Origin of the sequence: Rhizobium indicum, from assembly GCF_005862305.2 — a bacterium.
GTDB lineage: Bacteria > Pseudomonadota > Alphaproteobacteria > Rhizobiales > Rhizobiaceae > Rhizobium > Rhizobium indicum.
The window spans coordinates 1,489,519-1,514,042 of sequence record NZ_CP054021.1; the positions used below are offsets into that span (position 1 = coordinate 1,489,519).

A 24,524-nucleotide genomic window follows, 5' to 3' on the forward strand; every position below is an offset into this window, starting at 1 on the left:
TCAGGAGAAATCTTGGTGCCGAGGGAAAGGTGGACTTAAGTCCAGATGGTGATGACAGGACACGCTGCTCATATCTAATGCGAGGTAACGTGTACGTCCGTGGAGGGGCGGAACAGGAGGAGAATATGAAGTTCGGCCCCGATAACTACAATCACGAAGAGCGCTGCTCGCAAGGCCACAGTTCGGCATCCACCATCGCCACAATCGAAGCGACCCTTTCCGCCGATCCGGATATCGACAGCAGTGCCATCGAGATCAGGATGCTCGGCCCTGTCGTCCTGCTCGAAGGCTTTATAACCAAGGCCGCAGACCGCGACAAAGCCATCTCGCTTGCTGCGATGATCGTTGGCTGGGAGAACGTCCAGGACCGGATGCTGAGCCGTTTTCCCACGCAGTAGGCAGGCGAATCCTGTTCTACATTATATAGTTAGAGCATGATGTCGCCCGATTGGCCGAACTCAATGGCCCGGCAAGCGAACGCGCGGCCGAGGCCTGGAGCCTGCTGCCGCGATCGACGCGCAGGACCTATATGGGCGGGCCGCCGGGCGACGAAATCGGCGAGCTGCCGGCGAGCGAGGGTAGGATCGCAGACGCCGATGGACGGGCCTTCTTCGGGGTATTGATATTCCGAGCCGAAACGCTGGACTGGTTCCAGCTGCGCCACGCCGACAATCGACGCGCGGTCTTCGCCTACGACAAACTGGGCGCGCCGAGCGGACGACCACGCGTGAGCGCTAACCCGAAAACGTGATGAAGGCGGCCTGTTTGCGAAGCCGCCTCCTGTTTGATCAGGCCGTACGTCTGACCATTCTCGCAACAGCGATGAGGATACAGGCTCCGATGAAGCCCGCGATCAGATAACCCAGCCATCCGCCAAGGGCGACGCCGAAGAGCGACAGGACAAAGTTGGCGACGATGGCGCCGACAATACCGAGAAGGACGTTCATCAGCACGCCCATGTTGCTCTTCATCAGCAATTCAGCGAGCCAGCCGGCAATGCCGCCGATGACGATTGCGGCGATCCAGCCGATACCTGCATTTTCCATAACAATTCCCCTTGTGAATTATGAGCGGCCGCGCGGGCAATCACGTCTCGCAGATCCGGCTAAACCGATTGCCAAGCGACAAGACTATAATCTTCGCCGCGCCAGTTGGTTCCATAACCCCCGCCCCAAGAGGTCGCGGCCCCTCCCCGATCGGCTTCAGGTCATCTGTCGGCCGCGGGCCAGTCGTTCGCAGGCTCCTCTATGACGGCAGTGTCGTCGTCCGCGGGGTCGGGATCGCGCTCAAGGGCTGCGCGCAGATCGCCGATCTCCTTGATGATCGCATCGAAGACATCCTGCTGCCGGGCCCCGGCGACAACGCAGTCGTCGACGAGATGCTCGAGCTTCGCGCGAAGCCCGACCTTCCAATTATTTTTGCTCATAACCTTCTCCTCCTCGTTCTGACAGTTCCCACCGCCGTTGATAGGCGGGCGGCGGCTTCTACGTTCAGGAGAAGTGCTGGTTGGCGGTTCGATCATCGCGAGATCCTGTTGTGCGGGATGAGGTCGCGGCGAACGGGTAAAGGTGCTCGCCTGGCGTTTCGTTGCCCGCACCGAGAAATCGGAAAAACCGGTGCGTTCACCATCTCCGTCACGTCCGATTGGCACGCCGCGACCTCGGCGGATTAACCGATAGCCGCCGCAACGGTTCCGCCCGGCCTGGACTCTTTTGCCGGCATCGCAAAACCGTCTATTCTGCGACGTTGCAAAAGTCAGGAAAACAAGTGTCGCTTCAATCGGGAATTTCGTCTTCCCGAACCTTCAGAATACGGTCGATAAGACCCCATTCCAATGCTTCTTCCGCCGTCATGAAGCGGTCGCGATCCATTCCGCGCTCAAAGTCTTCATAGGAGCGTCCGCAATGCTCCGCGTAGAGCCGCGTCATGCGCTGCTTGGTCTTCAGAATTTCTTCGGCATGAATCATCATGTCGGAAGCCTGCCCTTGGAAGCCACCGGATGGCTGGTGAATGAGGATACTGGCATTGGGCAAAGCAGCTCTTCCGCCGGCCTCGCCGGCCATCAGCAGGAACGATCCCATGGAACGGGCTGTGCCCATGCAAAGCGTATGAACCGGCGCGCGGATAAAGCGCATGGTGTCGTACATGGCGAGGCCGCTGGTCACGACGCCGCCCGGAGAATTGATGTAAAGATTGATCGGCTTCTTTGGATTCTCGGCCTCAAGAAACAGCAACTGCGCGCAGACCAGAGCGGAAACGGTATCGTTGACCTCGCCGTTGAGAAAGATGATGCGTTCGCGCAGAAGGCGGGAGTAAATGTCAAAAGACCGCTCCCCTCTGCTGGATTGTTCTATGACCATAGGGACGAGTTGCATCGCTTCGCGCATCGGCGAACTCCAATCTTGCACAAATCAAAGGGGAGAGCTTGCCGCGTCAGGCGGCGAGCATGAGGGGCGGACTGTTGCCGTTCGCTGGCGTTTTCGCCATCCGGTCAAGCCTCGCGTCGGTTAGCTCGTGGATGATGCGCAGGCGGGTGCCGCCGGTCGCGTTCGGGACGATCGTGAACGTCACCGTGCTTTCAAGGAAAGGTGGAGCGTCGTCGCGCAGGCTATAACGGACTTCCTCGCCAGGTGTGATCGTGGCCGGGGTGGGATCGGCTAAAGCGTCTTTCGGCAACCAGTTTTCCCGAAATTCCGGAATGCTGATTGCACGCCAGACCTTTTGCGGCGGTTCATCCAGATCGAATTCCATTTCGATGCCGTCTTTGTGCTCCTTGGCCTTTCCATCGTTCATTGGTCCATATCCTTCAGCAAGACCTTGAGAGCTTCGATGCGGGCAGGCCAGTAGGCGCGATATTTCGCCAACCATTGTGCGATGAGAGCCAGCCCGTCCGGATCGACTTCGTAATTCACGAAACGCCCCTGCCGTTCTTCCCTCACGAGCTTTGCGCTCCGCAAAACCGAGAGGTGTTGCGACATTGCCGGCTGGCTAATCTCCATGCCCTCACGCAGGGCACTGGCGTTCATGCCGCCCGCCGCCAGCTTCTCGAAGATCGCGCGGCGGGTCGGGTCAGCCAAGGCTCGGAAAATGTCATTCTCGATCATGCCCACACATAAGCACACACTTATGCGATTCGCAAGTCTATTTCGCGATGGCTTTTCCGTTGTAGAAGGAGCCACTTTCGCCGTTACTGCGGGTGAACGTCCCTTCGCTCGACTTGGCCCTTGGTCGATCACAAACGCTCCACAAGCAGACCTGCCGCCAAGGCATGAAAAGCCTCGACCGCTTTCGGCAGCACGCTCTGCGGATCTTCGCTGGCGGCGATCCAGAGGGCGGCATTGAGAGCCGCGCCGCTCAGCAACCGGGCCGCCGCCTCCGGGTCAAGCGGCTTGAGGATGCCTTGGGCGATCAGGCGCTCCACCGTGCTCTTGGTCACCTGCAGACAATTGTTCTGGCTCGGCCACTGCGAGGGATCCCCCAACACTGCAGGTCCGTCGAGCAGAACGATGCGTTGCACTTCCGGATTGAGCGCCATCTCGATATAGGCCGCACCCTCGGCGAGCAGGCCCTGCCAATCATTACCCGCGCGCGCCCCGATCTCCTGAGCGCGCACTGCCATTTCCGTGTCGATCTGATCGACAACCGCCGCCAGCAGCCCACGCTTGTCTTGGAAGTTGTGGTAAAGCGCGCCCCGTGTCAGACCGACGCCAGCCGTCAGCTCGTCCATCGATGCCGCGGAGTACCCCTTTTCCGCAAAAGCCTTTCGCGCCGCCGCGATCAATTTGACGCGGTTTTCCTGCATCGTTTCGCTGCGTTTCCTGGCCATTCGATCCCTCAATTTCATATACGAAGCGTATATGGACTTGACATACGATGCGTATCTCATACATTTCACATACGCACCGTATATCAAATGGGGCGCGAGATGTGAAGCGATACGTCGCGCTCAACGGTCGTTGTCAACAATGAAGAGAGACCAGAATGACAAAACGCGAAGCAATCTTTCCAGCCGACAGGCACGCTCTTTACGAGAAGCACGGCTATTCCGCCGCCATCCGGTCCGGCGATCTGTTGTTTGTATCAGGACAGGTCGGCAGCCGTTCGGATGGAACACCCGAACCCGATTTCGAAAGCCAGGTGCGGCTTGCCTTTGACAACCTGAAGGCCACGCTGAGTGCTGCCGGCTGCACGCTGGATGATATCGTCGATGTCACTACTTTCCACACCGACCCCGAAAACCAGTTCGCAACGATCATGGCCGTCAAGCAGGAGATTTTCAGCAAGCCACCCTACCCGAATTGGACTGCCATCGGCGTCAACTGGCTCGCCGGCTTCGACTTTGAGATCAAGGTTATCGCCCGTATCCCGTGAAGTCACTGACATTGCCGGGGCCGCATCCGTCACCGCACGAAGTGCCGGCAGGAGAGCGGCCCCGCGCTGCCACCCCCTGGGACATTTGACAGCAGCACAACCTTAGGAGTTAAAGGGCTAGCCCTCACTCCGAGAGGCTTCCTTGAAGCCCGCGCGTGGATCACCGGTTACCCTCCCCGTTATTATCTGCTTACATTGCCCCGGCGCCGCAGAGAATAACCCCGCAGCGCGCCGCGTTGCCATATATTTAGAAAAATCAACCGCATAATCTTCGGGAACAAAGATCTCCTCTGCGTGTTTTGACCGCATGGATCGTCATCTGATCCGCAAAATGGAGAAAACACCTATGAAGAAGATCGTCTTTGCGGCGGCAATTCTCGGCGCGTCTGCCCTTGCAGCCTTTGCCCAGACAACACCGGCTCCATCTCCGGATGGAAACACACCTGCGGTTGCAACCCCAGACACCAAAAATCCGACTGCGCCCGTTGAGGGCGCCAACAGCTTTACCGAAGCTCAGGCGAAGGATCGCATTGCGGAAGCGGGCTACACCGACGTCAAGGATCTCAAGCTCGATGACAAGGGGATCTGGATGGCCGCCGGCATGAAGGACGGGAAAGCCGTCTCCATCGCCCTCGACTATCAAGGCAACATCGTCGCCAAGTAACCCCAAGGAGAAGCATGATGAGAACTGTAACCGGACTATTCGACGACTACTCGGACGCTCGCTCCGCCGTCAGCAAATTGGAAGCGGCAGGCGTTCCCTCAAACGACATCAGTATCGTCTCCAACAAGGCTGGCCGCATCGATCGCGACAATGACGTTGGCGAGGATGCCGCAACGGGGGCCGGCATCGGCGCTGCCGTCGGCGGCGCCGGCGGCCTGCTCACCGGACTGGGCCTGATGGCCATTCCCGGTGTCGGGCCGGTGGTTGCCGCAGGCTGGCTTGCCGCGACTGCGGCCGGGGCTGTCGCCGGCGCCGTCGCCGGCGGTGCCGCTGGCGGCCTGATCGGTGCCCTCACCGACTCCGGCGTCCCGGAAGACGATGCTCACCTCTATGCCGAAGGTGTCCGCCGCGGCGGCAGCCTGGTCACGGCCAAGGTCGACGACGCACGCGCCTCCGAGGCGCAGGCAATTCTCCAGGGTTCAAACTGGGTCGACCCGGTCGAACGCCGGCGTGCCTATAACGAGCAGGGATGGACCCGCTTCGACGACACGCTCGATCCATACGCCCCTGAGCAGATCGCGCAGGAGCGCGACCGGTATCGCCGGACGATCTAACCGCCCTTGAGCTCAACCCTCCTTGCACGTCGCAAGGAGGGTTGAGGCGTTAATCTCACACAGAGCAGCGGATACCAATCCGCTCAGTTTCCGGTGGCCAATCGTCACTCGTCGCAATTGGCTCAGGTGGTCTTGAGCGTGCCGTTCATCCCTTCCGGATAAAAGCCGCCCTTGCTCACTCCGTCCTTGTCAGTGAGGTAGACGATCCGGAGCACCTCCTGCGGCGTTCTGGTGAACGCGATCGCATCGGGCGTCGAGGGAACGATGTTGGCTTTTCCGTCCTCCTGGATCCCCTGGTCCTTATCGTCTGATCCGTCGATTTTGTCTCGGGCATTGGAGACCGCGTTGGCGGCCTTCCAGGCTTCCTCTCCCTTTCGGTATAGCGTAGATCGCGCCATTCCCATGTGATAGGCCTCGACCGCCAGGATGCCTGCGGCTGCGGCGAGGAAGTCCTTGTTTTTCAGAACTGTCGCCGCACCGGCATAGGCGGTGACGCCGACATCCTCGAACAACATCCCGCCGAGAACGAAGTTCGTCTCGTTGCTGAAGGGGTCGAAGTCCGGCCCGAGGCCCGCTGCTTCCGCGACGGCTTTGAAGCCCGCATCGAAATCGATGGCCGGCCTGTCAACCGCGTTGGTTCCAAGCGTCTTGCGGTAGAAGCGGACGTGCGCGAGTTCGTTTTCCGCGACTTCCTGCATGAATTCGCCGATGGCCGGCGTCTCGAACGAGACTTGCTTTCCACCAACGACGTCGCCGGGTTTCGAACCGGCATCGGCTGCGTCGATGCCCATTCCGGTGGTGCCGCGGAGGTAGTATTCAGCCTCCATATATTCGAGGTTGAGCGCAAAGCGGAAAATGTCCTCGTCCGATATGTCCTGTGCCAATACCGGCGAAGGCCGCGTAATTCCGCTGAGTGCCACTCCGGCACCAAGTACGATAAGTCCCTGAAGCGACTGACGCCGGGATAGGTGAAGTGCGCCCTGCATGGCGGTCTCCTATGTTTGTTGATTCAACACCGCTGTCAGCACCGCGGCACCGAATGCATTTGCCTGACGATTAGATGGTCCGGGCCGCCAAAATATTCCCGTGTCCCGTTACAAAGGCCCTGCGAAAGGAGCCGGCGTAATCTCGGCGTGGACGGCGTCTAGAGCCTTTCCGGGTTAGATTGAAGCATTCTGTTAGCTCAAACGGAGTCGGATGGTCGACCGGCCGGCGCGTGTCGTAGCCCGGCTCTACGGCCAAGCCGGCCGGTCGATCAGCCGGCCCGTTTCAGCCAACCCGAAGGGCCGGGCATCTTTCCGCCAGGGCAAAGGCGATCGGCTCGGACGTACCAAGAGGTATGCCCATCGCCAATCGCCTTTGCCCTGACGAAAACCTGCTCCGGCAGAATGTTTCAATCTAACCCGGAAAGGCTCTAGGCGCGCTCAGTCGCCGCGTTCAACAGATGAGTAGCCTTTCGAACCAGGCGAATTGCGAGCCGATCGAGGACTGATTGCGCGAGGCGGTCACAACGAGCGCCAGCGAAGAGAAACGTATCCGTGAACACGGTGGCGAGCTTGTCCCGCAGCGTTTCGCGGAGCAGCCGGCGTGCGCGATAAAGACGGGTGCTCACTGTCTGAGGTCGCAATGCCAAAAGAAAAGCCGTTTCCTCAATGCTCATTTCCTCGACGTCCCGCAAGACAAAGACGATGCGAAAGGGCTCTGGCAAGTCACTGACGGCTCGCTCCAGCAGACCGCGGATTTCAGCGAGAGCGGCCGCCTCTTCGGGATCAGGCTTGTGTGCGCTGAACGGAGCGACCATGCCTTCGATGGCTTTCGCGTCTACGGTGGGTCGCCTTTTCCGGCGGCGTCCCAGCGCCTCGTTCAGCGCGATCCGGGTGAGCCAGGTCGAAAGCCGCGCCTCCGCGCGGAATTCGGCCAGATGGGTGAAGGCGTGGATGTAGGTTTCCTGAAGTACGTCCTCCGCCTCGGTGTCGTCATTCAGGACGGCGCGGGCGACCCGGTGAAGCCGCTGATTGTGACGCTTGATGATTAGCCAGAATGCGGCGGGGTCAAGCTGTCGCGCGTGTTCAACCAACCCCGCGTCGTCAAGGTCCTCGATCCTCACTGCCTCGGTGGATCCGCTCGACTTCATCATGGGCGCTCCAGATGCATCAGCTTACTATGAGATAGGCGTTTTCCGGCTTTTCGGTCTGCGGCCAGGTGGAGACCTGGGACTCTACCGGACCAGAGGTCTGCTGACCAAGTAAATCGGACTTGTTGCGAAGCAGTTCTATCTTCCGGTTTTGGCGCAACTCAGACTTCCAGCGTGGTCGCCGGCGATGCCTGCTTTCAGGAAGCGGCAAAGATGATCTCTACGGCCGACATGAGGGCGCAAAGCAGCCTTATCCTTCGATAACCAAAAAAGTCCGCTCTTAGGGCTGAAGGCGGACCGACAGTTTTCGCCTCCGAGGCGCAGGCCATTCTCCAGGGAAACCCCTTCAGAGGTTACCGGGGGAGGCGAAAGTGCATGGCGAGCTTCACGCAGCCAACACCAACCGACAATCGCACGCTCCCATCTGCTGTTGGTGGGACGGCGCTTTCCGGAAAGGCCTCGACTTCCTGCTCGATGGCCTCGCTCCCAAGCAATGAATATTCCTCATCATCGGCTCATCGCGTCACCATGGCGGCCGCGATATTTAGTATGAAGAGATTACCTCTCGGCGTGTTACAGTCTCTTTGTCGGACTGAGCCTTCTGGCCGGTTGGCATTGTCGCCGAGTGATGACTTGCTTCGTGAGTCTCCGGCCCTTGAGGGCCTCTCCATGCAAAAGACAGCGCCAGCGCATTTTGAAGCGGCGAGCACTCTTGCCGTGGTGGTATCGTCCAATGAACCGCTGCTTTTCCTATCCGACGACCTGAAGGTTATCGCGGCGAGCGCATCCTTCTGCCGGGCCTTCGACATCGACCCCCGGACAGTTTGCGGCCAACGCCTCAGCGAAATTGGAAACGGCGAATGGGCAATGCCCAAGCTTGCGTCACTGCTGACGGCCACCGCCTCAGGAAGCGCCACTATCGAGGCTTACGAAATCGACTTTCAACGGCCAAACCAGAAAACACGGCACCTGGTCGTCAATGCACGGACGCTCGATGACGGCGACATCGATCATATTCGTCTGCTTCTTGCCATCACCGACGTGACCGATATGCGCGCCGAAGCTCGGCTGAAAGATGATCTCGTTCGCGATAATGCGATCCTGCTACAGGAGGTCCAGCACAGGGTGGCAAACAGCCTCCAGATCATTGCCAGCGTTCTCATGCAGAGCGCCCGCCGGGTCCAGTCGGAGGAAGCGCGCGGGCACCTCCACAATGCCCATCACCGGGTCATGTCGATTGCGGCCCTGCAGCGGCAACTCTCGACGTCTAACGGCGGCAAGGTTGAACTCCATACCTATTTCACTCAGCTTTGCCAAAGCCTCGGTGCATCGATGATCGCTGACCCAGACAGGCTTTCGATTCAGGTGACGGTCGACGACAGCGCCGTGGACGCGGACGTTTCCGTTCGCTTGGGGCTAATTGTGACCGAGCTTGTCATCAACGCCCTCAAGCATGCTTTTCCCGATGAACGACCGGGCACAATCATCATCGACTATCGATCATCCAGCGACGACTGGACCCTCTCCGTGACCGACAACGGCATCGGCATGCCTGCGGGCAGCGAAGCACCAAAGGCGGGCCTTGGGACCGGCATTGTGGAGGCGCTGGTAAAGACCCTGAATGGCGAAATTCAGCTGAGCGATACGGGTCCCGGCACCGCCGTCACCATCAGCCACCGGGAAAGCGCCGGTTCCCGCGACATTTCTACGGCCGCGTAGGAACCGAATGGCTTCCTACGCGCTATCCCATCGGAGCCTGCGAGACTCCGAACTCTAATTCAACTGAGTGAGTGATGAAAAATGGCAAGGCGGTCGTCCTGGTCGTCGAAGACAGCACGATCATTCGGATGGGTGCGGTCGATCTGGTACTCTCTGCGGGATACGAAGCGCTGGAGGCCTGCGATGCGGACGAGGCAATCGGCATCCTTGAATCGCGAGACGATGTCGATCTGGTGTTCACCGATGTTCAGATGCCGGGCACGATGGACGGCATCAAGCTCTCCCATTACATAAACGATCGGTGGCCGCCTGTGAGGTTGATTGTTGCCTCCGGCGCAGCAATCCTCGAAGAGAGCAGTCTCCCCACCGGAAGCAGGTTCTTCTCGAAACCCTACGACAGCCACGCGATTATCGATGCAATGGCTCATCTTCTGTCGATCCGGAATAAGACTGGGCTGGCAAGTTAGGTGTTTTTCGACATCCCCTCGGGTCGAGCCGCGGGGCGAGACGATCCGCCATCCGCTGCGCCGACGGGGAGTTTGGCGGAAAGCGCCTCCCCACCCTCCGTCATCCGAGGCCTCGAGCCTGGGATCCATGCCCACTGCTGATGGGAGACCGGCGTGGGTAAAAATATGCAAATGAACCGAACCATGTTTGTCTCCAGCCGGCTTGATGCGAAGCTGATCCGGGCGTAGTTCAGAACATAGCCACCCTCTCCTTCGACAACGATCAGAAACGAAACCATGGCGCACTCCCTCAATACAGCCCCATCACCTGCCGGCGGTCCCAACCAGCCGAAACTCGATACGGACGACATTTGGCGGGCCCGCGTCGATCTTGCCGCCTGCTTCCGGATGGCGGCAAGGCTCGGCATGGAGGAAGGGATCTGCAACCACTTCTCGGCCGTCGTTCCCGGCTATGACGACCTGTTCATCGTCAACCCGTACGGCTACGCGTTTGCCGAACTGACGGCCTCGATGCTGTTGATCTGCGATTTTCACGGCAACGTCGTGTCGGGCAGCGGGCAGCCCGAGGCAACCGCTTTTTACATCCACGCCAGGATTCACAAGAACATTCCGCGCGCCAAGGCGGCGTTCCACACCCACATGCCCTATGCCACCGCCCTTTCGATGACGGAGGGCGATCCGCTGATCTTTGCCGGGCAGACCGCCTTGAAATTCTATGGACGCACGGCCGTCGACCGCGACTATAACGGCCTGGCGCTCGACGCGCGCGAGGGCGATCGGATCGCCGCCGCGATTGGGGAAGCCGACATCGTCTTCATGAAGCACCACGGCGTGATGGTCTGCGCACCGAATATCGCCGAGGCCTGGGACGACCTCTATTACCTCGAGCGCGCCTGCGAAGTGCAGACGCTCGCCCTGTCGACCGGACGCGAAGTCCTTGCCGTCGCGCCTGAGATCGCGGAAGCGGCGTACCGGCAAATGCGCGAAGGCGACCCGGAGTCGGCCCGGCTCCATCTGGAGTCTGTCAAACGCGCGCTCGATCGCAGCGAGCCCGAATACAAGCGCTGAGCCGCAGCTGGCGGTCTAGGCGTGTGCCGGCCGCCAATGGGGATAGGTGACATAGGCGGTGAGCGCGCCTTCCTCGTGCGAGCGGATGGTCACCGTTTCACCCTTGGGCATGTAGATGATTTCGCCTGGCCCGGCGGTGACTGTTCCGGCATCTGTCGAGACCGAAAGCCGCCCTTCCAGAACGATCATCACGTCATCAACCGCCATCGTCTCGGTAAGGCTCTGGCCGGGCGCGTAACGTCCATAGCCGATGGTGATCGGCCCTCCGTGCCGCTCGTCGACCAGATTGCCGACGGAGATGTCTGCCTCCAGTCCGGGGGAGCGCTCCAACGACGCATCGGCGATCGTGAACTTGCGCATCTTCATCGTCTTCCATTCGCAAATCATCTCAGAAATTACACTGAACGGCCGAACATTCCACAATCACCTCTTGCCATTCGTAGTACCACAACAGACCTTGCGCGATAACAGTCGAGACCGCGACAACCAATATCATCTGTCGGAGCGTGAGGGATTTCCAAAACATAGACCGAGCTAAAAGTAGGCAGTTCGTCATTCCTGCCGGAAATATCAAAACTGGCACCCATGAAAAAACTTCTGCTTCAAATCGGTCTTTCGACGAACAGCACAAGAAGTATTTGTGGTCTTCCGAAAGCCCAAAAATGACCTCGGTCACCGCTATATACCCACTCCAAACCACCGACACCGGGCCAAGAAGAAACCCCACGACAGCGACGACGAGGAATGCCCCGAAAAAAAACAGGAACTCATTCAGGCCAAGCATAAAAGCGAGTGTTTTCAGAACGAGGAAGACTGGCGATGCCAGAATACAAAGCAACACTGCCGATGGCCAAGCCCGCTCTTGTCTCTGAGCTGGAAGGTCGACTTCGGCTTGCACATCCATGCGTGGCCTCTCAAATGTGAAAAAGCGAAACGACCATGTGGTGATAGTGCGTGGCCAAAAGCGCTAACTGTATGCTGATCACACTGTCAAGCCATCTATCGCGCGATCAGTTTGACTCCAACCCAAGAACATCTTTTGAATCGAACGTCCACCTTACCAATCCGTAAGTTGTGGCCAAGCCGTCCTCTCGGCTAGATCTCGCCCCCAGGCATCCGGGAACGATCGGGCTGATGCGAATCCTGCTTATCGAGGACGATACCAAGACCTCTGATTATATCGCCAAGGGCTTTTCCGAGGCGGGGCATGTCTGCGACGTGGTTGGTGACGGCCGCGATGGGCTGTTTCAGGCGCAGCGCGAGGCCTATGACGTCATCGTCGTCGATCGCATGCTGCCGGGCCTCGATGGGCTGGCGATCGTGCGTTCACTGAGGGCCGCCAAGGTCGGCACATCGGCGCTGTTCCTGACGTCGATCGGCGGCGTCGACGATCGGGTCGAGGGGCTGGAGGCGGGCGGCGACGATTATCTGGTCAAGCCCTTTGCCTTCTCCGAGCTTCTGGCCCGCGTCAATGCGCTTGGCCGGCGGCCGCCGGTGCAGGAGCAGCGGACGGTGCTGAAGGTTGCCGATCTCGAGCTCGACCTGATCCGGCGGGAGGCCCGCCGCGCCGGCCAGGTGATCGAGCTGCAGCCGCGCGAATTCACCCTGCTCGAAGTGCTGATGCGCGGCGAAGGCCGGGTCATCACCAAGACGATGCTGCTGGAGCGGGTCTGGGATTTCCACTTCGATCCGAAGACCAGCGTCGTCGAGACCCATATCAGCCGCCTCAGGGCCAAAGTCGACAAGCCGTTCCAGGTCCAGCTTCTGCATACTGTCCGCAACACCGGATACAGCCTGCATGCGCCTCGCTAGCTTGCGCCGGAGCACGCCCTTCCGCCTTGCCGTCACCTTCGGCGTGCTCTTCGTCGTCACCTTCATCCTGAGCGGCGCGATCATCTACCACATGCTGCGCCTCGGCCTTGAGCGGGATCTCGAACAGTCGCTGGGCGAGATGAATTCGCTTATTGTCTCGACCTACAAACCCAATGATACCGAGGATCTGGTCAATACGCTGAACAATTATGCGAGCTTCCAGTCGACCTCCGACGGGCTTTATTCGCTGACGGATGCAGGCGGGCGCAAACTTGCCGGCAACTTCGCCGCACCCCGCATCCCGAACGGCGTCTATACCGTCACCTCCAGGCATGTCGGGCTGAAGGGGCATGAACGCTACCGGATGCAGGTCTCGACTATCGGCCCCTACAGCCTGGTGGTGGCGGAAAACTTCAACGACGTCGACGAGATGCTGCGGATCGTGCTGGTCAGCTTCGAATGGGCCGCCACGATCGTCGTCGCGACTGCGATCGGCGGCGGCGTCTTTCTCGCCGTTCGCGCCCAGGCGCGGCTGGACAGGGTCGCGCTGACCATGAACGACGTCTCCCACGGCGCGCTCGACGCCCGCATTGCCATCACCGGCAACGGCGACGATCTCGATACGGTGGCGATCCAGATCAACGCGGCGCTGGAGCGGCTGCAGAGATTGGTCGAGAGCATGCGGCAGGTGAGCGCCGATATCGCCCATGATCTGAAGACGCCGCTGAACAGGCTGCGCCTGACGCTGGATGCCGCGGTGGCTGGGAATGACCGGCAGGCGGATGTTTCGGCGCTGCTTGACGAAGCGAGACACGAGAGCGACCGGATCAACGCCACCTTCGAGGCGCTGCTGCGCATTTCCCAGATCGAGGCCGGCGCCCGCAAGGAGCGTTTCCAGGCAACCGATATCGACGCCATGCTTGCGGTCATTTCCGAGGTCTATGTCGATGTCGCGGAAGACGCGCTGATGACGTTGAGGATCGCGGAGCGCTGTCCCGCTCTCATCCGGGGCGACCGCGATCTCCTGACGCAGATGATCGCCAACCTGGTGGAAAACGCGATCAACCACTGCCCGGCCGGAACCGACATCACGGTTTCGCTGCGCTGCCAGAGCGGCCGCGCCATCGTCTCGGTCGCCGATAGCGGCCCCGGCATTCCCGCCGGCGAAAGGGACAAGGTCTTCCGGCGTCTCTACCGGCTCGACAAGAGCCGCACGACGCCGGGAAGCGGGCTTGGGCTCAGCCTCGTCAAGGCGATCGCCGAGCTGCATTCGGCTGAGATCACCATGGCGGATAATCATCCCGGCCTCATCGTTTCGATCGGCTTCCCTCTGATGCCGGCGGAGAAATCCTAAAGCGCGTCGCGATCTTTCAGATTCGCTCCACGCGCTTTAGGGTAAGCGTTGCCCCGCTCACATGACTGACGTAGGGGCGTCGAAGGCTGAACATCAATCCGTTTGGCTATTGAGCGCGGCCACTTGGAAGACCGGCGCGCGCAAGGTCTGCGGCGGCTTGATCGAGAATGGAAGGATCTCGGAAGTTCCAGGCCTGCCGCCACGACTGGATCGTCGCAGCTGGCGTTGACTTGAGCATTTTCTCGACGGCAGCTCGGGCGTCTGCCTGGCGACCAAGACGCATATAGGCAATGGCGAGTTGCAGTGGCGCGTCGGCAAATTCCGTGGTCTTCAGCACCTCAACTGCGTCTTCGTTTCTACCAAGCACGATGAAGATGAAGCCTCGCACGTAGTTAAAGAACCAGGACAATCCCGGATCCCGAGCGGCTGCAGAGTCGGTCAATTCCAACGCCTTTTCGGGTTGACCGGCCTGTAGGAAAATACTTCCTGCATCGGTGAGGGTGAAGGCATTGTATGGTGCCGCCGCAATGGCCTTGTTCATTTCCGCAACAGCCCCATCATGGTCCCCCTTGAGCGTTAGAAGCCACGCACGGAGCCAGTGTGCCAATCTCGCTACCTGCGGGCTCAGATTCTTGTTTGAGAGGACCTTGTCGGCCAGTCGGTCCGCGTCCTGAAGATCAGCCTGCGGGTCAGAACTGTAAAGCAGCCCAACCTTCATCCAGTGAGACCACCCCAACTCCACGGTCAATAAGGGGGAGTCGGGGAACACCTGCAGCCCCTGTTGCGAGATGTCACCTGATCGCTCGAGACCTTCCTTCGTGAAAAGGTTCAATTGGCTTTCGGCGCGCAGGTAGTAGTCATATTCAGCAAGGTTGGTGCTGTCCTTGCCCCAAGCCTGACTGTAGTCCGCTTTGCGTATGGCTCCCCATTCGCCCGTCATCGCCCCCACGATCTTGCCGGTCAACTCATCCTGAAGCGCCCATGGGTCGGTTCCGGCCTTGTCGAAGCGGTCTGCCCAGATATGGCCCCCCGTCTGAGCGTCGATGAGTTCCGCAACGATGCGCACCCTATCGCCTTCCTTGCGCACGCTGCCTTCGACAACATAGCCAACGCCCAGTTCCTTGCCGATCTGGCGGACGTCGCCTTCCTTGTCCTCATACGCAAACGATGACGTTCGCGAGACGACCGCGATATCAGCAAAGCGCGAGAGGATAGCGATGACGTCGTTCGCCACCCCTTCTCCCAAGTATCCCAGGCTCTTGTCGGCACTCAGATCCTTGAAAGGAAGCACGGCGACGGATGGGATCGCACTGGAGACTGCAGGGGAGCTCGCTGTCAGTGGATAGTACAGTGCCATCCAGGCGGCCACCACGGCCACAATGGCTGCCGCGACTCCAAGTACCCACCACGAACGGCCGATCCCGCGCTTGTGCGGAAGGCGTCGGCGTGGGGAGGTGTCGATGCGTACGTAGTAGACGTCGACAAGCTCTTCGATGTTCTTGACCTTCCGCTGCCCGGCAGAGTCGAAGGCAAACGCGAGCTTATTCTCGACTTCCTTCGCCACCTTGCCTGAAACACAGATCCCACCTGGGGGCGCGAGTTGCTCCAGCCTGGCCGCGACGTTCACGCCTTCGCCATAGCGGTCATCGCCGTCCATGATCACTTCGCCGAGGTTGATGCCGATGCGGACGTTGAGCCTCTCCTCCTCCGCTACAGAAGCGTTGCGCTCCGCCATTCCGCGCTGGAGAGATACGGCACACTCGACAGCGTCGACCACGCTGCCGAACTCTGCGAGGAGGCCGTCGCCCATGAGCTTGAAGACCCGCCCATGATGCCCCGCAATCTCGGGCTCAAAAAGCTCAGTGCGTCGGGCTCGAAGGCGGTCAAAGGTGCCCGCTTCGTCTTGCTCCATAAGCGCGGAGTATCCGACTACGTCGGCGGCCAGGATTGCAGATAATCTGCGTTCCATGTCTCAGCTCCCAACAGGAATTCCGCGCTAAACAATGTACATGATTTTGCCGCGTGTTTCACGCGCGGCTACGCGGCTACTTGCGGCAATTGCGGTTCACTCACGCTTATGTCGCTTGTATTCATCGACCATCAACCATCGAGGCTGAGGCCGCATGGCAGTCGAGACGCAACGATGATGACGATGGGTGGGTTCGGGCGGTGCTAGATTCGGCCGCGCCGTTGACGACTCGAGGAACCAGCATTTGGTGGCAGTTGCTACCTTATAGCGTAATTCCCCGGCAGGAGTTCCATTATTCGGCACTGCTTGTGGCCGTTGGCTATGGCAGTGGGAGCGGAACACCGGTTACGCTTTAGGTCTTTGTTTTTACGCATGTCGTTGTCGCAAAACCGCTGCACAGTTTTGCGCGACATGCTCTAACCTCTCATCCCGGAGGAGCGGTCCTAACCTCTCATCCGCCAGGCCGCGAGCCGGCTGAAGCGGGCCGCAAAGCGGCGCAGCTCGGCTGCGGCGCGATACGGCAGCACGCTCCACGGCCGACGGCGACCCAGCCGGTAGGTCGAAAGCCCTGCCTGGATCTGGGAACAGGGATCGGCCCTTTGGCTGACCGGCAGCGGATCGACGAAGCAGGCGCTCAGCCCATCATCGAACTCCAGATCGAAGGCGAGATCATAGGGCAGCCGCATGGGGACAAGCACACCGGCAATCCAGCCCGCCGCCTTGCGATTGATGAGGTAGGCGCCGGACCCCTTCTCGCGGGTGAGCGCGATGGCGAGCGAGCGTGACGCGGTCAGCGGCTCCACCTTGTGCTTTCGCCCGGAATTGACGGTCGACAGCCGCAGGATGTCCCAGCGCGCCTGGTGCTCGAGGGCCGCATCGAGCAGCTCGGCCAGATCGTCATCGAAATCGAGATCGTCTTCCAGAATGAGCGCGAACTCGGCATGGCTGCCGAGGAACCGCTTGGCGCATGCGACATGGCTGAGATAGCAGCCGATCTCGAAAGGGTTCGGCCGGCGGCCGTGCCGGCTGAGATAGGCTGCTTCGTCGAAGCCCGGATGCGGCAGGCTCAGCCCTGCCCCATCGACCGCCGCCACGCGCTCGAAGGCAAGGCCGAGGCTTGCCAGCAGGCGCTCCATTCGAAACCGGCGCAATGGCGCACGGTCGAGATTGATCAGGTAGGTGTTCACCCGCAGGCTGACCGGATGAAGGGCGGGCATTAGGGCGGCAGGTGTAGCGCGCATGTTCATGAGAAAGCTGACCTCGACTTGGCAATGATGGCGCCAAGCCTGCGCTCCAAACCTCACGGGGACCTCGCTGGAACTATACATTTTGGTAAAGTGCGAGGGTCGAACGGCCGGGGCTGCATTAAAGCCGCGAATGTTTCCAGCCGCGCTCGACGCGGCGCAGAGAAAGGACTTGTCTCTTACCGTTTCGCAGTTCTGCCATATATTTCAAAATATGAGAGTCCGGCGGACGATTGTGTGGCGTTTGGAGCTTTGGCGGTGGATGCCGTCAATCCTTGCTTTGCTGCTGACGTTGTTCTCGGCTTTGGGCCTGGCGACGCCCGCATCCGAAGCTGAGCGTGTCGCTATAGTCCTGAAGATGAACGGGGCGATTGGCCCGGCGACGGCCCACTATGTAAGACGCGGCCTTCAACGGGCCAATGAACGTGGCGCCAGCCTAGTCGTCCTGCAGATCGATACGCCCGGCGGTCTCGACACGTCGATGCGCGACATCATTCGGGCGATTCTTGCCTCGTCGATACCGGTCGCGAGTTTCGTTGCACCCAGCGGAGCACGAGCCGCCAGCGCCGGCACCTATATTCTTTACGCAAGCCATATCGCGTCAATGGCACCGGGCACCAATCTGGGTGCGGCGACGCCGATCGCACTTGGCGGCCGACCATCCGATGGTGACCGAAACGACAGCCCTGATACGACCGGCAAGCAGCGGCAAGTGCCGCGCGATGCCGGCGAGGCGAAGGCGATCAACGATGCGGTGGCCTATATCCGCGGGCTTGCGGAACTGCGCAATCGCAACGCCGACTGGGCGGAGCGCGCCGTGCGCGAGGCCGCGAGCCTTTCCTCCGCCGCAGCTCTGCGTGAGAAGGTCATAGATTTCACGGCGGCCGATATAAACGATCTCCTGGCACAGGCGCAGGGCCGGGTCGTGCGGGTCGGTCAAACGGATGTCCGGCTCGAAACATCGGGTCTCATCGTCCAGGAACTTGAACCGGACTGGCGAACCCGCCTGCTTTCGGTGATCACCGATCCGAACATCGCGCTGATCTTGATGATGGTCGGTATCTACGGCCTGATCTTTGAATTTCTGACGCCCGGGACGCTGGTGCCGGGAACGATCGGCGGCATCTGCCTGCTGCTTGGTCTCTATGCTCTGGCCTTGCTGCCGGTGAGTTTTGCGGGCCTGGGGCTGATCGTTCTCGGCGTGGGTCTGACGGTGGTCGAGGCGCATTCGCCGTCCTTCGGCGCACTCGGCGTCGGCGGCGGCATCGCACTGGTGCTCGGCGCTACCATCTTGTTCGACACGGATATACCCGGGCTTAAGGTTTCCTGGCCGGTGCTTGGCGCAATCGCCGTCGCCTGCCTCGGTCTTAGCCTTATCATTGCCCGTCTCGCCTTCATCTCGCGCGGGCACGATGTCGTCACCGGCGGCGAGCAGATGATCGGAATTTCAGGCAAGGTCGATAGCTGGACGGGCATCTCGGGCTACGTCATCGCTCATGGCGAGCGCTGGAAGGCCGTTTCAACTGAGCCGCTTGCCGCCGGTGACCGCGTGAAAGTGACCGGTCGGGATGGGTTGACGCTCGAAGTGGCCCGCAGTTCGCAGGAGGCCTAGCGGCCTTCAGATGCAGGAGGAAAAGCCATGGGCATGTTTGCAGATCTCGCCTTCTATCTTGTGATCATCTTTATTCTGCTCGTCGTCGTCGCATCTGCGATTAAGATCCTGCGGGAATACGAACGCGGCGTGGTTTTCACGCTTGGCCGTTTCACCGGTGTCAAGGGGCCCGGCTTGATCCTGCTCATCCCCTATGTCCAGCAGATGATGCGGGTCGACCTGCGCACGCGGGTGCTCGACGTGCCCGGCCAGGATGTCATTTCGCATGACAATGTCTCGGTCCGCGTCAGCGCGGTGATCTATTTCAGGGTCGTCGATCCCGAGAGGTCGACGATCCAGGTCGAGGACTTCATGATGGCGACGAGCCAGCTCGCCCAGACGACACTGCGCTCGGTGCTCGGCAAGCATGACCTCGACGAGATGCTGGCGGAACGCGACAAACTCAACATCGACATTCAGGAAATCCTCGACGCCCAGACCGATGCCTGGGGCATCAAGGTCGCCAATGTGGAGATCAAACATGTCGACATCAACGAATCGATGATCCGCGCAATTGCCCGTCAGGCGGAAGCCGAGCGCGAGCGGCGCGCCAAGATCATCAATGCCGAAGGCGAGCAGCAGGCTGCAGCCAAACTGCTTGAAGCAGCCGAAATCCTCGCCAGGCAACCCGAGGCCATGCAACTTCGTTATTTGAGTACATTGAACGTCATCGCCGGCGAAAAGACCTCGACGATCATATTTCCTTTTCCGATGGAGTTCGGCAATTTGATGCCGCCCAAACCGGACCGATGACGACGCCTTGAATGCGTGGTTTTTGCCGATGGAGCGATGGTCCTGCGGTTGAAAGCATGAGGACGTGGATGACGCGCGCCTTTCTGTTACGGCCGGGGCTGCATTTCTTACGGATTGGTATGATCCCGGCAAAGTGCGCGTGAGAATGCCGCGCTACCAGCTCTCATGCGGCACGCAGTGGACGCCTCCCTTCCCGCGATCGAAACGACAACCCCGCGCCTTCGATGACGACAGCGACCCACTGCGTGCCGCGCCGGATGACCCTTGGCAACGGAGTCCTGGGGATCCGGCTAAGACGGCCCCAACCTCCGTCATTCCAGGCCTTGAGCCTGGAATCCATGCCCACGGCTGACGGAGGCGAGAGTGGATCCTCGGGTCAAGCCCGAGGAGGACGGAGCGGGGGGTGAGCTTTGGAGCAAGGACAGCGACGCATCCGGGCATGATCGACGGTTGAGAACTTCTCTGCCGACGCGATCGTTAAATTGATCGACAGCCGGATCGTCTGGATCGCGCTTCAAGGTCGGCATCACCGATCCCTGCCTGATAACTATCATCATCGATCGTGTTCCGCCCAGTTGTGTCGGCATCGTTTTTCAAGAAAAGTTGCGACATGCGACAATCCCCGCTCAGAGATCGCCGCCTGCTCCTCATCCGGCTGCCGCCACCTCTCCCCGTAAACGGGGCGAAGGGACATGCCGCGACCTCCCCGTTCGCACCTCGCTCTCGCGTGGCACGTCCCCTCTCCCCGTCTTTACGGGGGTCCGCAGGACGGGTTGAGACCAGTGGCTCGACCCCGGTAGGTTAGGGTGAGGGGCAGTCCTCGGCGTGATCCAATCGTCCGGCTTTGCGCCGGCTGTTCTAGGCGTTGTCAGGCTCGGCGATGTCCTCATCAAAGCGACCGCGCACGAGGAAAACATCGGCTGCCTGTTTGGCGATCGGCTGAATCCGCTTCGGCCATCCGGTCGAAATCAGGCCATCGTCGGTCATGAAACGCGGAGTAGCGTTGTAAGCGTCACGCATTGCCGCGAGAACGCTTTCTGCAGCCTCGGTTTCTCGATCGGTCATCGCAGAGAGAGGCTGCATAGGCCCCTCATCGGGGAACCAGTCGAAGAACCAGTTGAAGTATTCCGCCCATCCAAGATGCCTGACAGCCTCGTCGCCCTCTGACAGGACGTCGAAAAGCTCAATGAAGCGGTTTCGAATGCGCTGATCCAGCAGGCGCAGAGAGATATCATCGGTCCTACGCTTTTGAAACATATCGGCGATCGAAGCACAATTAACGGCAGGCGTTGATCGGGGGATCAGCCGATTGAGGCGTACCTATCGGTGCGAGGACAACTATTCGCAATACTGCAACAGGGGATAGCGTCGGGATGGTCACGCCTCGCCGCCAAGGATGGCCCGTTGGCGAAGGTGCTGGAACTCTAACGACGAATCTTTGGCCTTGTCACCGCGGTTTGCAGGGGATCGATTGCGGGCGTCTTGACGATAGCCTAGAATCCGCAAATGCCTCTCGCTCGAAAAATCGTCCTTCACTCACCCCTTTCCGATGAAGCGCTTCTGACGGGTTTTGTGGAGCAATGCCTTGCCGAAGGCGTATCATTGCTCGCGATCGTCGGGGCGGGCGCCAACGATCTGGAAGAAAGGGTCGATTGGATCGTTGTCGGCGACGGCTCAGATCCGAAGCGATTTCTCTGCACCACGTCGCATCCCGACGAGCCGCTCGACGATGTCCTGAACCTGGCGAAGGCGTGGGAAGCCGACCCTGGTGATAATGTGGAGCAGGTGTTCCTCTAGTTCGCCTCAGCTTGGGCATTTCGTCCTGACGGATCAAACAAACAGCCAGGCTTGAGGCACTTCGTCCCCAGGACCTGGGCCTGCGCAATGCCGTCAACCCCTCCACAGCCGTTGCTGTGGCTGCATCTGGCGCAGATGTTCGTAACCCATCACCGTGACGTTGCGCCGTGTAAGTCTGGCTCCCAGGGAGCGGGTCACAACCGCTTCGAACAGTCTTCGCAAAGGAGAAAAACTTGGCCGAGAATGATTATGATGCCTTCGCGGCGGCCTATGACGCCGATAACGAGGTCAATGCCTGGAATGCCTATTACGAGCGGCCGGCTATTCTTGCCCTGGTTGGCGACGTCGCCGGGCTTTCCGTGCTCGATGCGGGATGCGGCGGTGGGGCGCATGCGGCAGCGCTGATCGAGCGCGGGGCTGTCGTGACCGGGATCGACGCCAGTGCCGGCATGCTTGAAATCGCGCAGCGTCGCCTGCAAGGGCGCGCGCGGCTGCTATCGGCGGATCTCAACAAACCATTGCCGTTTGCGGACAAAGCTTTCGATCTGGTCCTTGCCTCGCTGGTCATGCATTACCTGCCCGACTGGTCGAAGCCCCTTCAGGAATTCAACCGGCTGCTGCCCGAAGGCGGCCGTCTGGTTCTTTCCACCCACCATCCCTTCATGGATCACACCTCGACCGGCCGCGACAATTATTTCGAGACCTACAGCTTCGATGAGACCTGGCAGCGCGGCGGAAAGGATATCGCCATGCGCTTCTGGCATCGGCCGCTGCATGCCATGTTCGCAGCACTCAAGTCGGCCGGATTTCAGATCGACACCGTCAGCGAGCCCCAGCCGGATCCGCAAGCCCGCACGCTTTTTCCGCAGGCCTATCAGAGCCTGACGACCAAGCCGCGGTTCCTGTTCTTCTCGGTGGTGAAAGCGTGACGACAGGTGCTGGCGTTGGGGTCTCTTGATTCTATCGGGCGTGGTGTTCCGAGGTGCCGGAGAATGAGACGGTCGCGGAGCTGTTCCTGCCGTTGAAATAGCACAGCCGGACGGCAGCTTGTCCCATCTGGTCGCCAGAAGCGGACAAGCCGTTGTCCACCCCGGTGAAGGTTTTTCGTCATCGAAGGATAAGGCTGCTTTGCGCCCCAGGAGGGTCACGGAGCGACCGGACAAGATCGGGCGGTAGACATCGTTTTTCGCCTCCTGCGCGGTCGTGCTTCATTGCGACCACACACCACGCCGCGTCCAAGTAACGAGCGAGTTCCGGTCGTTTGCCAAAATTGCGCCGGCCAGACCCATGAAAGAATGAAGAGCCGTCGGCGAAGACCTGGTGTATGCTAGGCGACGGGATCCGTCACACGTGAGGATCGTCATGGTCGGTTCACCAGCAACTGCCACCCTTATCCTCAACGGCAAGGTTGTCGTCGACCTGGAAGGCGAGACGCTCCGTCTTGAGAACGGCGATGCAATCGCCCTCAGGCCGCAGGCCTTTGCGGTCCTTCGCCACCTCGTCCAGAACGCGAACAGGCTGGTCAGCAAGGCCGAGCTGCTTGAAGCCGTCTGGGGAGGCGCCGCCGTTACCGACGACAGTCTCGTTCAATGCATCCACGAGATCCGGCGAGCGCTCGGCGACGAGCGGTATGCGGTCTTGGCCACCGTCTCGCGGCGGGGCTACCGCCTGTCGCTGGAGCGTAGCGACGAGAGTGCGCTCGGCGGCCCTTCCATCGCCGTGCTGCCGTTCGCCACCATGCGCGGCGACGAGCCCAATGACTACTTCGCCGATGGCCTGGTCGAGGACATCATCACCAACCTCTCGAAGATCCCGGGTCTGTTCGTCATCGCACGCAATTCCTCCTTCGGCTTCAGGGGCGAGAAAGCTGATCTGCGCACAATTGCCGCCGAACTACGCGTTCGCTACCTGCTGCAGGGCAGCTTGCGGCAGTCCGGGGGGAGGCTGAGGATCAATGCCCAGCTTGTCGACGGCGCATCGGCCACTCATGTCTGGGCCGACAGGTTCGAGGGCGCGGCAACGGACGTGTTCGATCTCCAGGATCGGTTGACTGAGCAGATCGTGGGCTCGATCGAACCGAGTGTTCGCCGTGCGGAGATCGAGCGTGCGCACCGCAAGCGGCCCGAAAGTCTGGACGCGTACGATCTCTACCTTCGGGCGCTGCCGCACGCCCACGCGAACACGCCCGTCGAGACGGACAAGGCCCTGCAATTGCTGGCGCGCTCGATCGAGCTTCAGCCCGACTATGTCGCTGCGCATGGCTATGCCGCATGGTGTTACGAGCAGCGCTACCTGCGCAACGGGTTGGATCCCGCAGACAAGGCGGCCGCACTCAGCCACGCCGATATTGCGTTAGGCATCAACAGCGACGACCCGCAGGCGATGAGCATCGGCGCGTTCGTTCGCGCCAACCTCACCCGGGACTACGACGCCGCCGTCGAGGTGCTCGACCGGGCTCTCGCATTGAACAACAATTCGGCCCTGGCCTTTGGCTTCAGCGCTTTGGTCAGTGCCCACAGCGAGCGACACCAGCGGGCGGTGGAACATGCGCACAAGGCGCTGCGGCTGAGCCCGCTCGACGATCCGCTGAGCTACCATCCCTACTGCGCACTCGCCCTGACCCACCTCTTTGCCGGCGCCTTCGCCGACGCAGCCAGATACGCCGCTCTGGCGGTCCGGGCAAATCCCGGCTTCAGCATCCCGTACGCCTATCTGGCGGCCAGCCACGTCGGCCTTGGCAATGTCGAAGCCGCGCACTCTGCGGCACGACGACTGATCGAGGTGGCGCCGAATTTCTCGGTCGGCAGCTACGTGCGAACGAACCTGTTTCAGCCGTACTTGATGGACGCGCTGGCAGCGGCCTTGCGAACGGCAGGGCTTCCCGAATGAGGCCGGCCAGCGGCGACC

At 60.4% G+C, this 24,524-nt stretch carries 27 protein-coding genes and 2 pseudogenes; 16 read left to right on the top strand and 13 right to left on the bottom strand.

Annotated features, from left to right (window positions below):
- Nucleotides 1–125 precede the first annotated feature (125 nt).
- Both FFM53_RS07445 and FFM53_RS07450 read left to right on the top strand, forming a co-directional pair.
- On the top strand, nt 126–398 hold the full coding sequence (locus FFM53_RS07445; protein ID WP_138387884.1) for a BON domain-containing protein: 273 nt from the start codon (nt 126–128) through the stop codon (nt 396–398).
- Nucleotides 399–451: 53 nt separating this feature from the next.
- Nucleotides 452–751: pseudogene (locus tag FFM53_RS07450) on the top strand (hypothetical protein); the annotation flags it as partial.
- A 37-nt stretch (nt 752–788) separates the two neighbouring features.
- Here FFM53_RS07450 and FFM53_RS07455 read toward each other — a convergent pair.
- The 6 genes from FFM53_RS07455 to FFM53_RS07480 form a co-directional block, all read right to left on the bottom strand.
- The gene (locus FFM53_RS07455) at nt 789–1,046 is read right to left on the bottom strand and encodes a GlsB/YeaQ/YmgE family stress response membrane protein (protein ID WP_138328718.1); all 258 of its coding nucleotides are present in this window, start codon (nt 1,044–1,046) and stop codon (nt 789–791) included.
- Between the two features lie 161 nt (nt 1,047–1,207).
- Nucleotides 1,208–1,426 carry a hypothetical protein gene (locus FFM53_RS07460; protein ID WP_138388037.1) on the bottom strand — a complete coding sequence of 73 codons (219 nt, stop codon included), beginning with the start codon at nt 1,424–1,426 and terminating at the stop codon, nt 1,208–1,210.
- Between the two features lie 349 nt (nt 1,427–1,775).
- Nucleotides 1,776–2,387: an ATP-dependent Clp protease proteolytic subunit gene (locus FFM53_RS07465; RefSeq protein ID WP_138328721.1), complete on the bottom strand. Its 612-nt coding sequence runs from the start codon at nt 2,385–2,387 to the stop codon at nt 1,776–1,778.
- 46 nt (nt 2,388–2,433) lie between these two features.
- Nucleotides 2,434–2,793, bottom strand: a complete 360-nt coding sequence (locus FFM53_RS07470) for an SRPBCC family protein (protein WP_138387886.1) — start codon at nt 2,791–2,793, stop codon at nt 2,434–2,436.
- Nucleotides 2,790–3,104, bottom strand: coding sequence for an ArsR/SmtB family transcription factor (locus FFM53_RS07475; RefSeq protein WP_003557361.1), 315 nt, complete (start codon nt 3,102–3,104; stop codon nt 2,790–2,792). The genes FFM53_RS07470 and FFM53_RS07475 overlap by 4 nt, the downstream gene beginning before the upstream one ends.
- A 128-nt stretch (nt 3,105–3,232) precedes the next feature.
- Nucleotides 3,233–3,844: a TetR/AcrR family transcriptional regulator gene (locus FFM53_RS07480; RefSeq protein ID WP_138387887.1), complete on the bottom strand. Its 612-nt coding sequence runs from the start codon at nt 3,842–3,844 to the stop codon at nt 3,233–3,235.
- 137 nt (nt 3,845–3,981) lie between these two features.
- On the opposite strand from FFM53_RS07480, the gene FFM53_RS07485 reads away from it, so the two are divergent.
- The 3 genes from FFM53_RS07485 (at nt 3,982) to FFM53_RS07495 (ending at nt 5,649) form a co-directional block, all read left to right on the top strand.
- A complete protein-coding gene (locus FFM53_RS07485) occupies nt 3,982–4,371 on the top strand; it encodes a RidA family protein (protein ID WP_138387888.1) in 390 nt (129 codons plus the stop codon).
- Nucleotides 4,372–4,717: 346 nt separating this feature from the next.
- Nucleotides 4,718–5,035: a PepSY domain-containing protein gene (locus FFM53_RS07490; protein WP_138387889.1), complete on the top strand. Its 318-nt coding sequence runs from the start codon at nt 4,718–4,720 to the stop codon at nt 5,033–5,035.
- 17 nt (nt 5,036–5,052) lie between these two features.
- Entirely contained in the window at nt 5,053–5,649 is a 597-nt protein-coding gene (locus FFM53_RS07495) for a general stress protein (protein ID WP_138328725.1), read from the top strand.
- Nucleotides 5,650–5,771: 122 nt separating this feature from the next.
- On the opposite strand, the gene FFM53_RS07500 is transcribed toward FFM53_RS07495, so the two are convergent.
- Nucleotides 5,772–6,635 (bottom strand): ferritin-like domain-containing protein, encoded by an 864-nt coding sequence (locus FFM53_RS07500; RefSeq protein WP_407073942.1) that lies wholly within the window; start codon nt 6,633–6,635, stop codon nt 5,772–5,774.
- 428 nt (nt 6,636–7,063) lie between these two features.
- On the bottom strand, nt 7,064–7,786 hold the full coding sequence (locus tag FFM53_RS07505; RefSeq protein ID WP_138387890.1) for an RNA polymerase sigma factor: 723 nt from the start codon (nt 7,784–7,786) through the stop codon (nt 7,064–7,066).
- A 388-nt stretch (nt 7,787–8,174) separates the two neighbouring features.
- Here FFM53_RS07505 and FFM53_RS07510 point away from each other — a divergent pair.
- From FFM53_RS07510 to FFM53_RS07525, 4 genes and pseudogenes are all read left to right on the top strand, one after another.
- Nucleotides 8,175–8,280: pseudogene (locus FFM53_RS07510) on the top strand (TetR family transcriptional regulator); the annotation flags it as partial.
- A 172-nt stretch (nt 8,281–8,452) separates the two neighbouring features.
- Nucleotides 8,453–9,502, top strand: a complete 1,050-nt coding sequence (locus FFM53_RS07515) for a sensor histidine kinase (protein WP_138328727.1) — start codon at nt 8,453–8,455, stop codon at nt 9,500–9,502.
- A gap of 74 nt (nt 9,503–9,576) precedes the next feature.
- Complete coding sequence (locus tag FFM53_RS07520; RefSeq protein ID WP_138328728.1) at nt 9,577–9,969, top strand: response regulator; 393 nt, start codon at nt 9,577–9,579, stop codon at nt 9,967–9,969.
- A 276-nt stretch (nt 9,970–10,245) separates the two neighbouring features.
- Entirely contained in the window at nt 10,246–11,037 is a 792-nt protein-coding gene (locus FFM53_RS07525; RefSeq protein WP_138387891.1) for an aldolase, read from the top strand.
- A 15-nt stretch (nt 11,038–11,052) separates the two neighbouring features.
- Here FFM53_RS07525 and FFM53_RS07530 read toward each other — a convergent pair whose 3' ends face one another.
- On the bottom strand, nt 11,053–11,403 hold the full coding sequence (locus FFM53_RS07530; protein WP_138387892.1) for an AraC family ligand binding domain-containing protein: 351 nt from the start codon (nt 11,401–11,403) through the stop codon (nt 11,053–11,055).
- A 22-nt stretch (nt 11,404–11,425) separates the two neighbouring features.
- Entirely contained in the window at nt 11,426–11,941 is a 516-nt protein-coding gene (locus tag FFM53_RS07535) for a hypothetical protein (protein ID WP_138387893.1), read from the bottom strand.
- A 230-nt stretch (nt 11,942–12,171) separates the two neighbouring features.
- Between FFM53_RS07535 and FFM53_RS07540 the strand changes: the two genes are divergently transcribed.
- Nucleotides 12,172–12,849, top strand: coding sequence for a winged helix-turn-helix domain-containing protein (locus FFM53_RS07540; protein WP_062941956.1), 678 nt, complete (start codon nt 12,172–12,174; stop codon nt 12,847–12,849).
- A complete protein-coding gene (locus FFM53_RS07545) occupies nt 12,836–14,203 on the top strand; it encodes a sensor histidine kinase (RefSeq protein WP_138387894.1) in 1,368 nt (455 codons plus the stop codon). The genes FFM53_RS07540 and FFM53_RS07545 overlap by 14 nt, the downstream gene beginning before the upstream one ends.
- A 106-nt stretch (nt 14,204–14,309) precedes the next feature.
- Here FFM53_RS07545 and FFM53_RS07550 read toward each other — a convergent pair whose 3' ends face one another.
- Nucleotides 14,310–16,172: an adenylate/guanylate cyclase domain-containing protein gene (locus tag FFM53_RS07550; protein ID WP_138387895.1), complete on the bottom strand. Its 1,863-nt coding sequence runs from the start codon at nt 16,170–16,172 to the stop codon at nt 14,310–14,312.
- 443 nt (nt 16,173–16,615) lie between these two features.
- Nucleotides 16,616–17,419 carry a glycosyltransferase family 25 protein gene (locus FFM53_RS07555; protein ID WP_138387896.1) on the bottom strand — a complete coding sequence of 268 codons (804 nt, stop codon included), beginning with the start codon at nt 17,417–17,419 and terminating at the stop codon, nt 16,616–16,618.
- Nucleotides 17,420–17,678: 259 nt separating this feature from the next.
- Here FFM53_RS07555 and FFM53_RS07560 point away from each other — a divergent pair, with 259 nt between their 5' ends.
- Both FFM53_RS07560 and FFM53_RS07565 read left to right on the top strand, forming a co-directional pair.
- Entirely contained in the window at nt 17,679–19,028 is a 1,350-nt protein-coding gene (locus FFM53_RS07560) for an NfeD family protein (RefSeq protein WP_138387897.1), read from the top strand.
- Between the two features lie 27 nt (nt 19,029–19,055).
- Nucleotides 19,056–19,820 carry a slipin family protein gene (locus FFM53_RS07565; RefSeq protein WP_003550345.1) on the top strand — a complete coding sequence of 255 codons (765 nt, stop codon included), beginning with the start codon at nt 19,056–19,058 and terminating at the stop codon, nt 19,818–19,820.
- Between the two features lie 858 nt (nt 19,821–20,678).
- Here FFM53_RS07565 and FFM53_RS07570 read toward each other — a convergent pair.
- On the bottom strand, nt 20,679–21,077 hold the full coding sequence (locus FFM53_RS07570; protein WP_138387898.1) for a hypothetical protein: 399 nt from the start codon (nt 21,075–21,077) through the stop codon (nt 20,679–20,681).
- Between the two features lie 345 nt (nt 21,078–21,422).
- Between FFM53_RS07570 and FFM53_RS07575 the strand changes: the two genes are divergently transcribed.
- The 3 genes from FFM53_RS07575 to FFM53_RS07585 all read left to right on the top strand — a co-directional run bounded on the left by FFM53_RS07575 (nt 21,423) and on the right by FFM53_RS07585 (nt 24,506).
- On the top strand, nt 21,423–21,617 hold the full coding sequence (locus tag FFM53_RS07575) for a hypothetical protein (protein ID WP_246413115.1): 195 nt from the start codon (nt 21,423–21,425) through the stop codon (nt 21,615–21,617).
- Nucleotides 21,618–21,850: 233 nt separating this feature from the next.
- Nucleotides 21,851–22,546 carry a class I SAM-dependent methyltransferase gene (locus FFM53_RS07580; RefSeq protein ID WP_138387899.1) on the top strand — a complete coding sequence of 232 codons (696 nt, stop codon included), beginning with the start codon at nt 21,851–21,853 and terminating at the stop codon, nt 22,544–22,546.
- 433 nt (nt 22,547–22,979) lie between these two features.
- Nucleotides 22,980–24,506 carry a winged helix-turn-helix domain-containing tetratricopeptide repeat protein gene (locus FFM53_RS07585; RefSeq protein WP_138328996.1) on the top strand — a complete coding sequence of 509 codons (1,527 nt, stop codon included), beginning with the start codon at nt 22,980–22,982 and terminating at the stop codon, nt 24,504–24,506.
- The last annotated feature ends 18 nt before the right edge of the window (nt 24,507–24,524 follow it).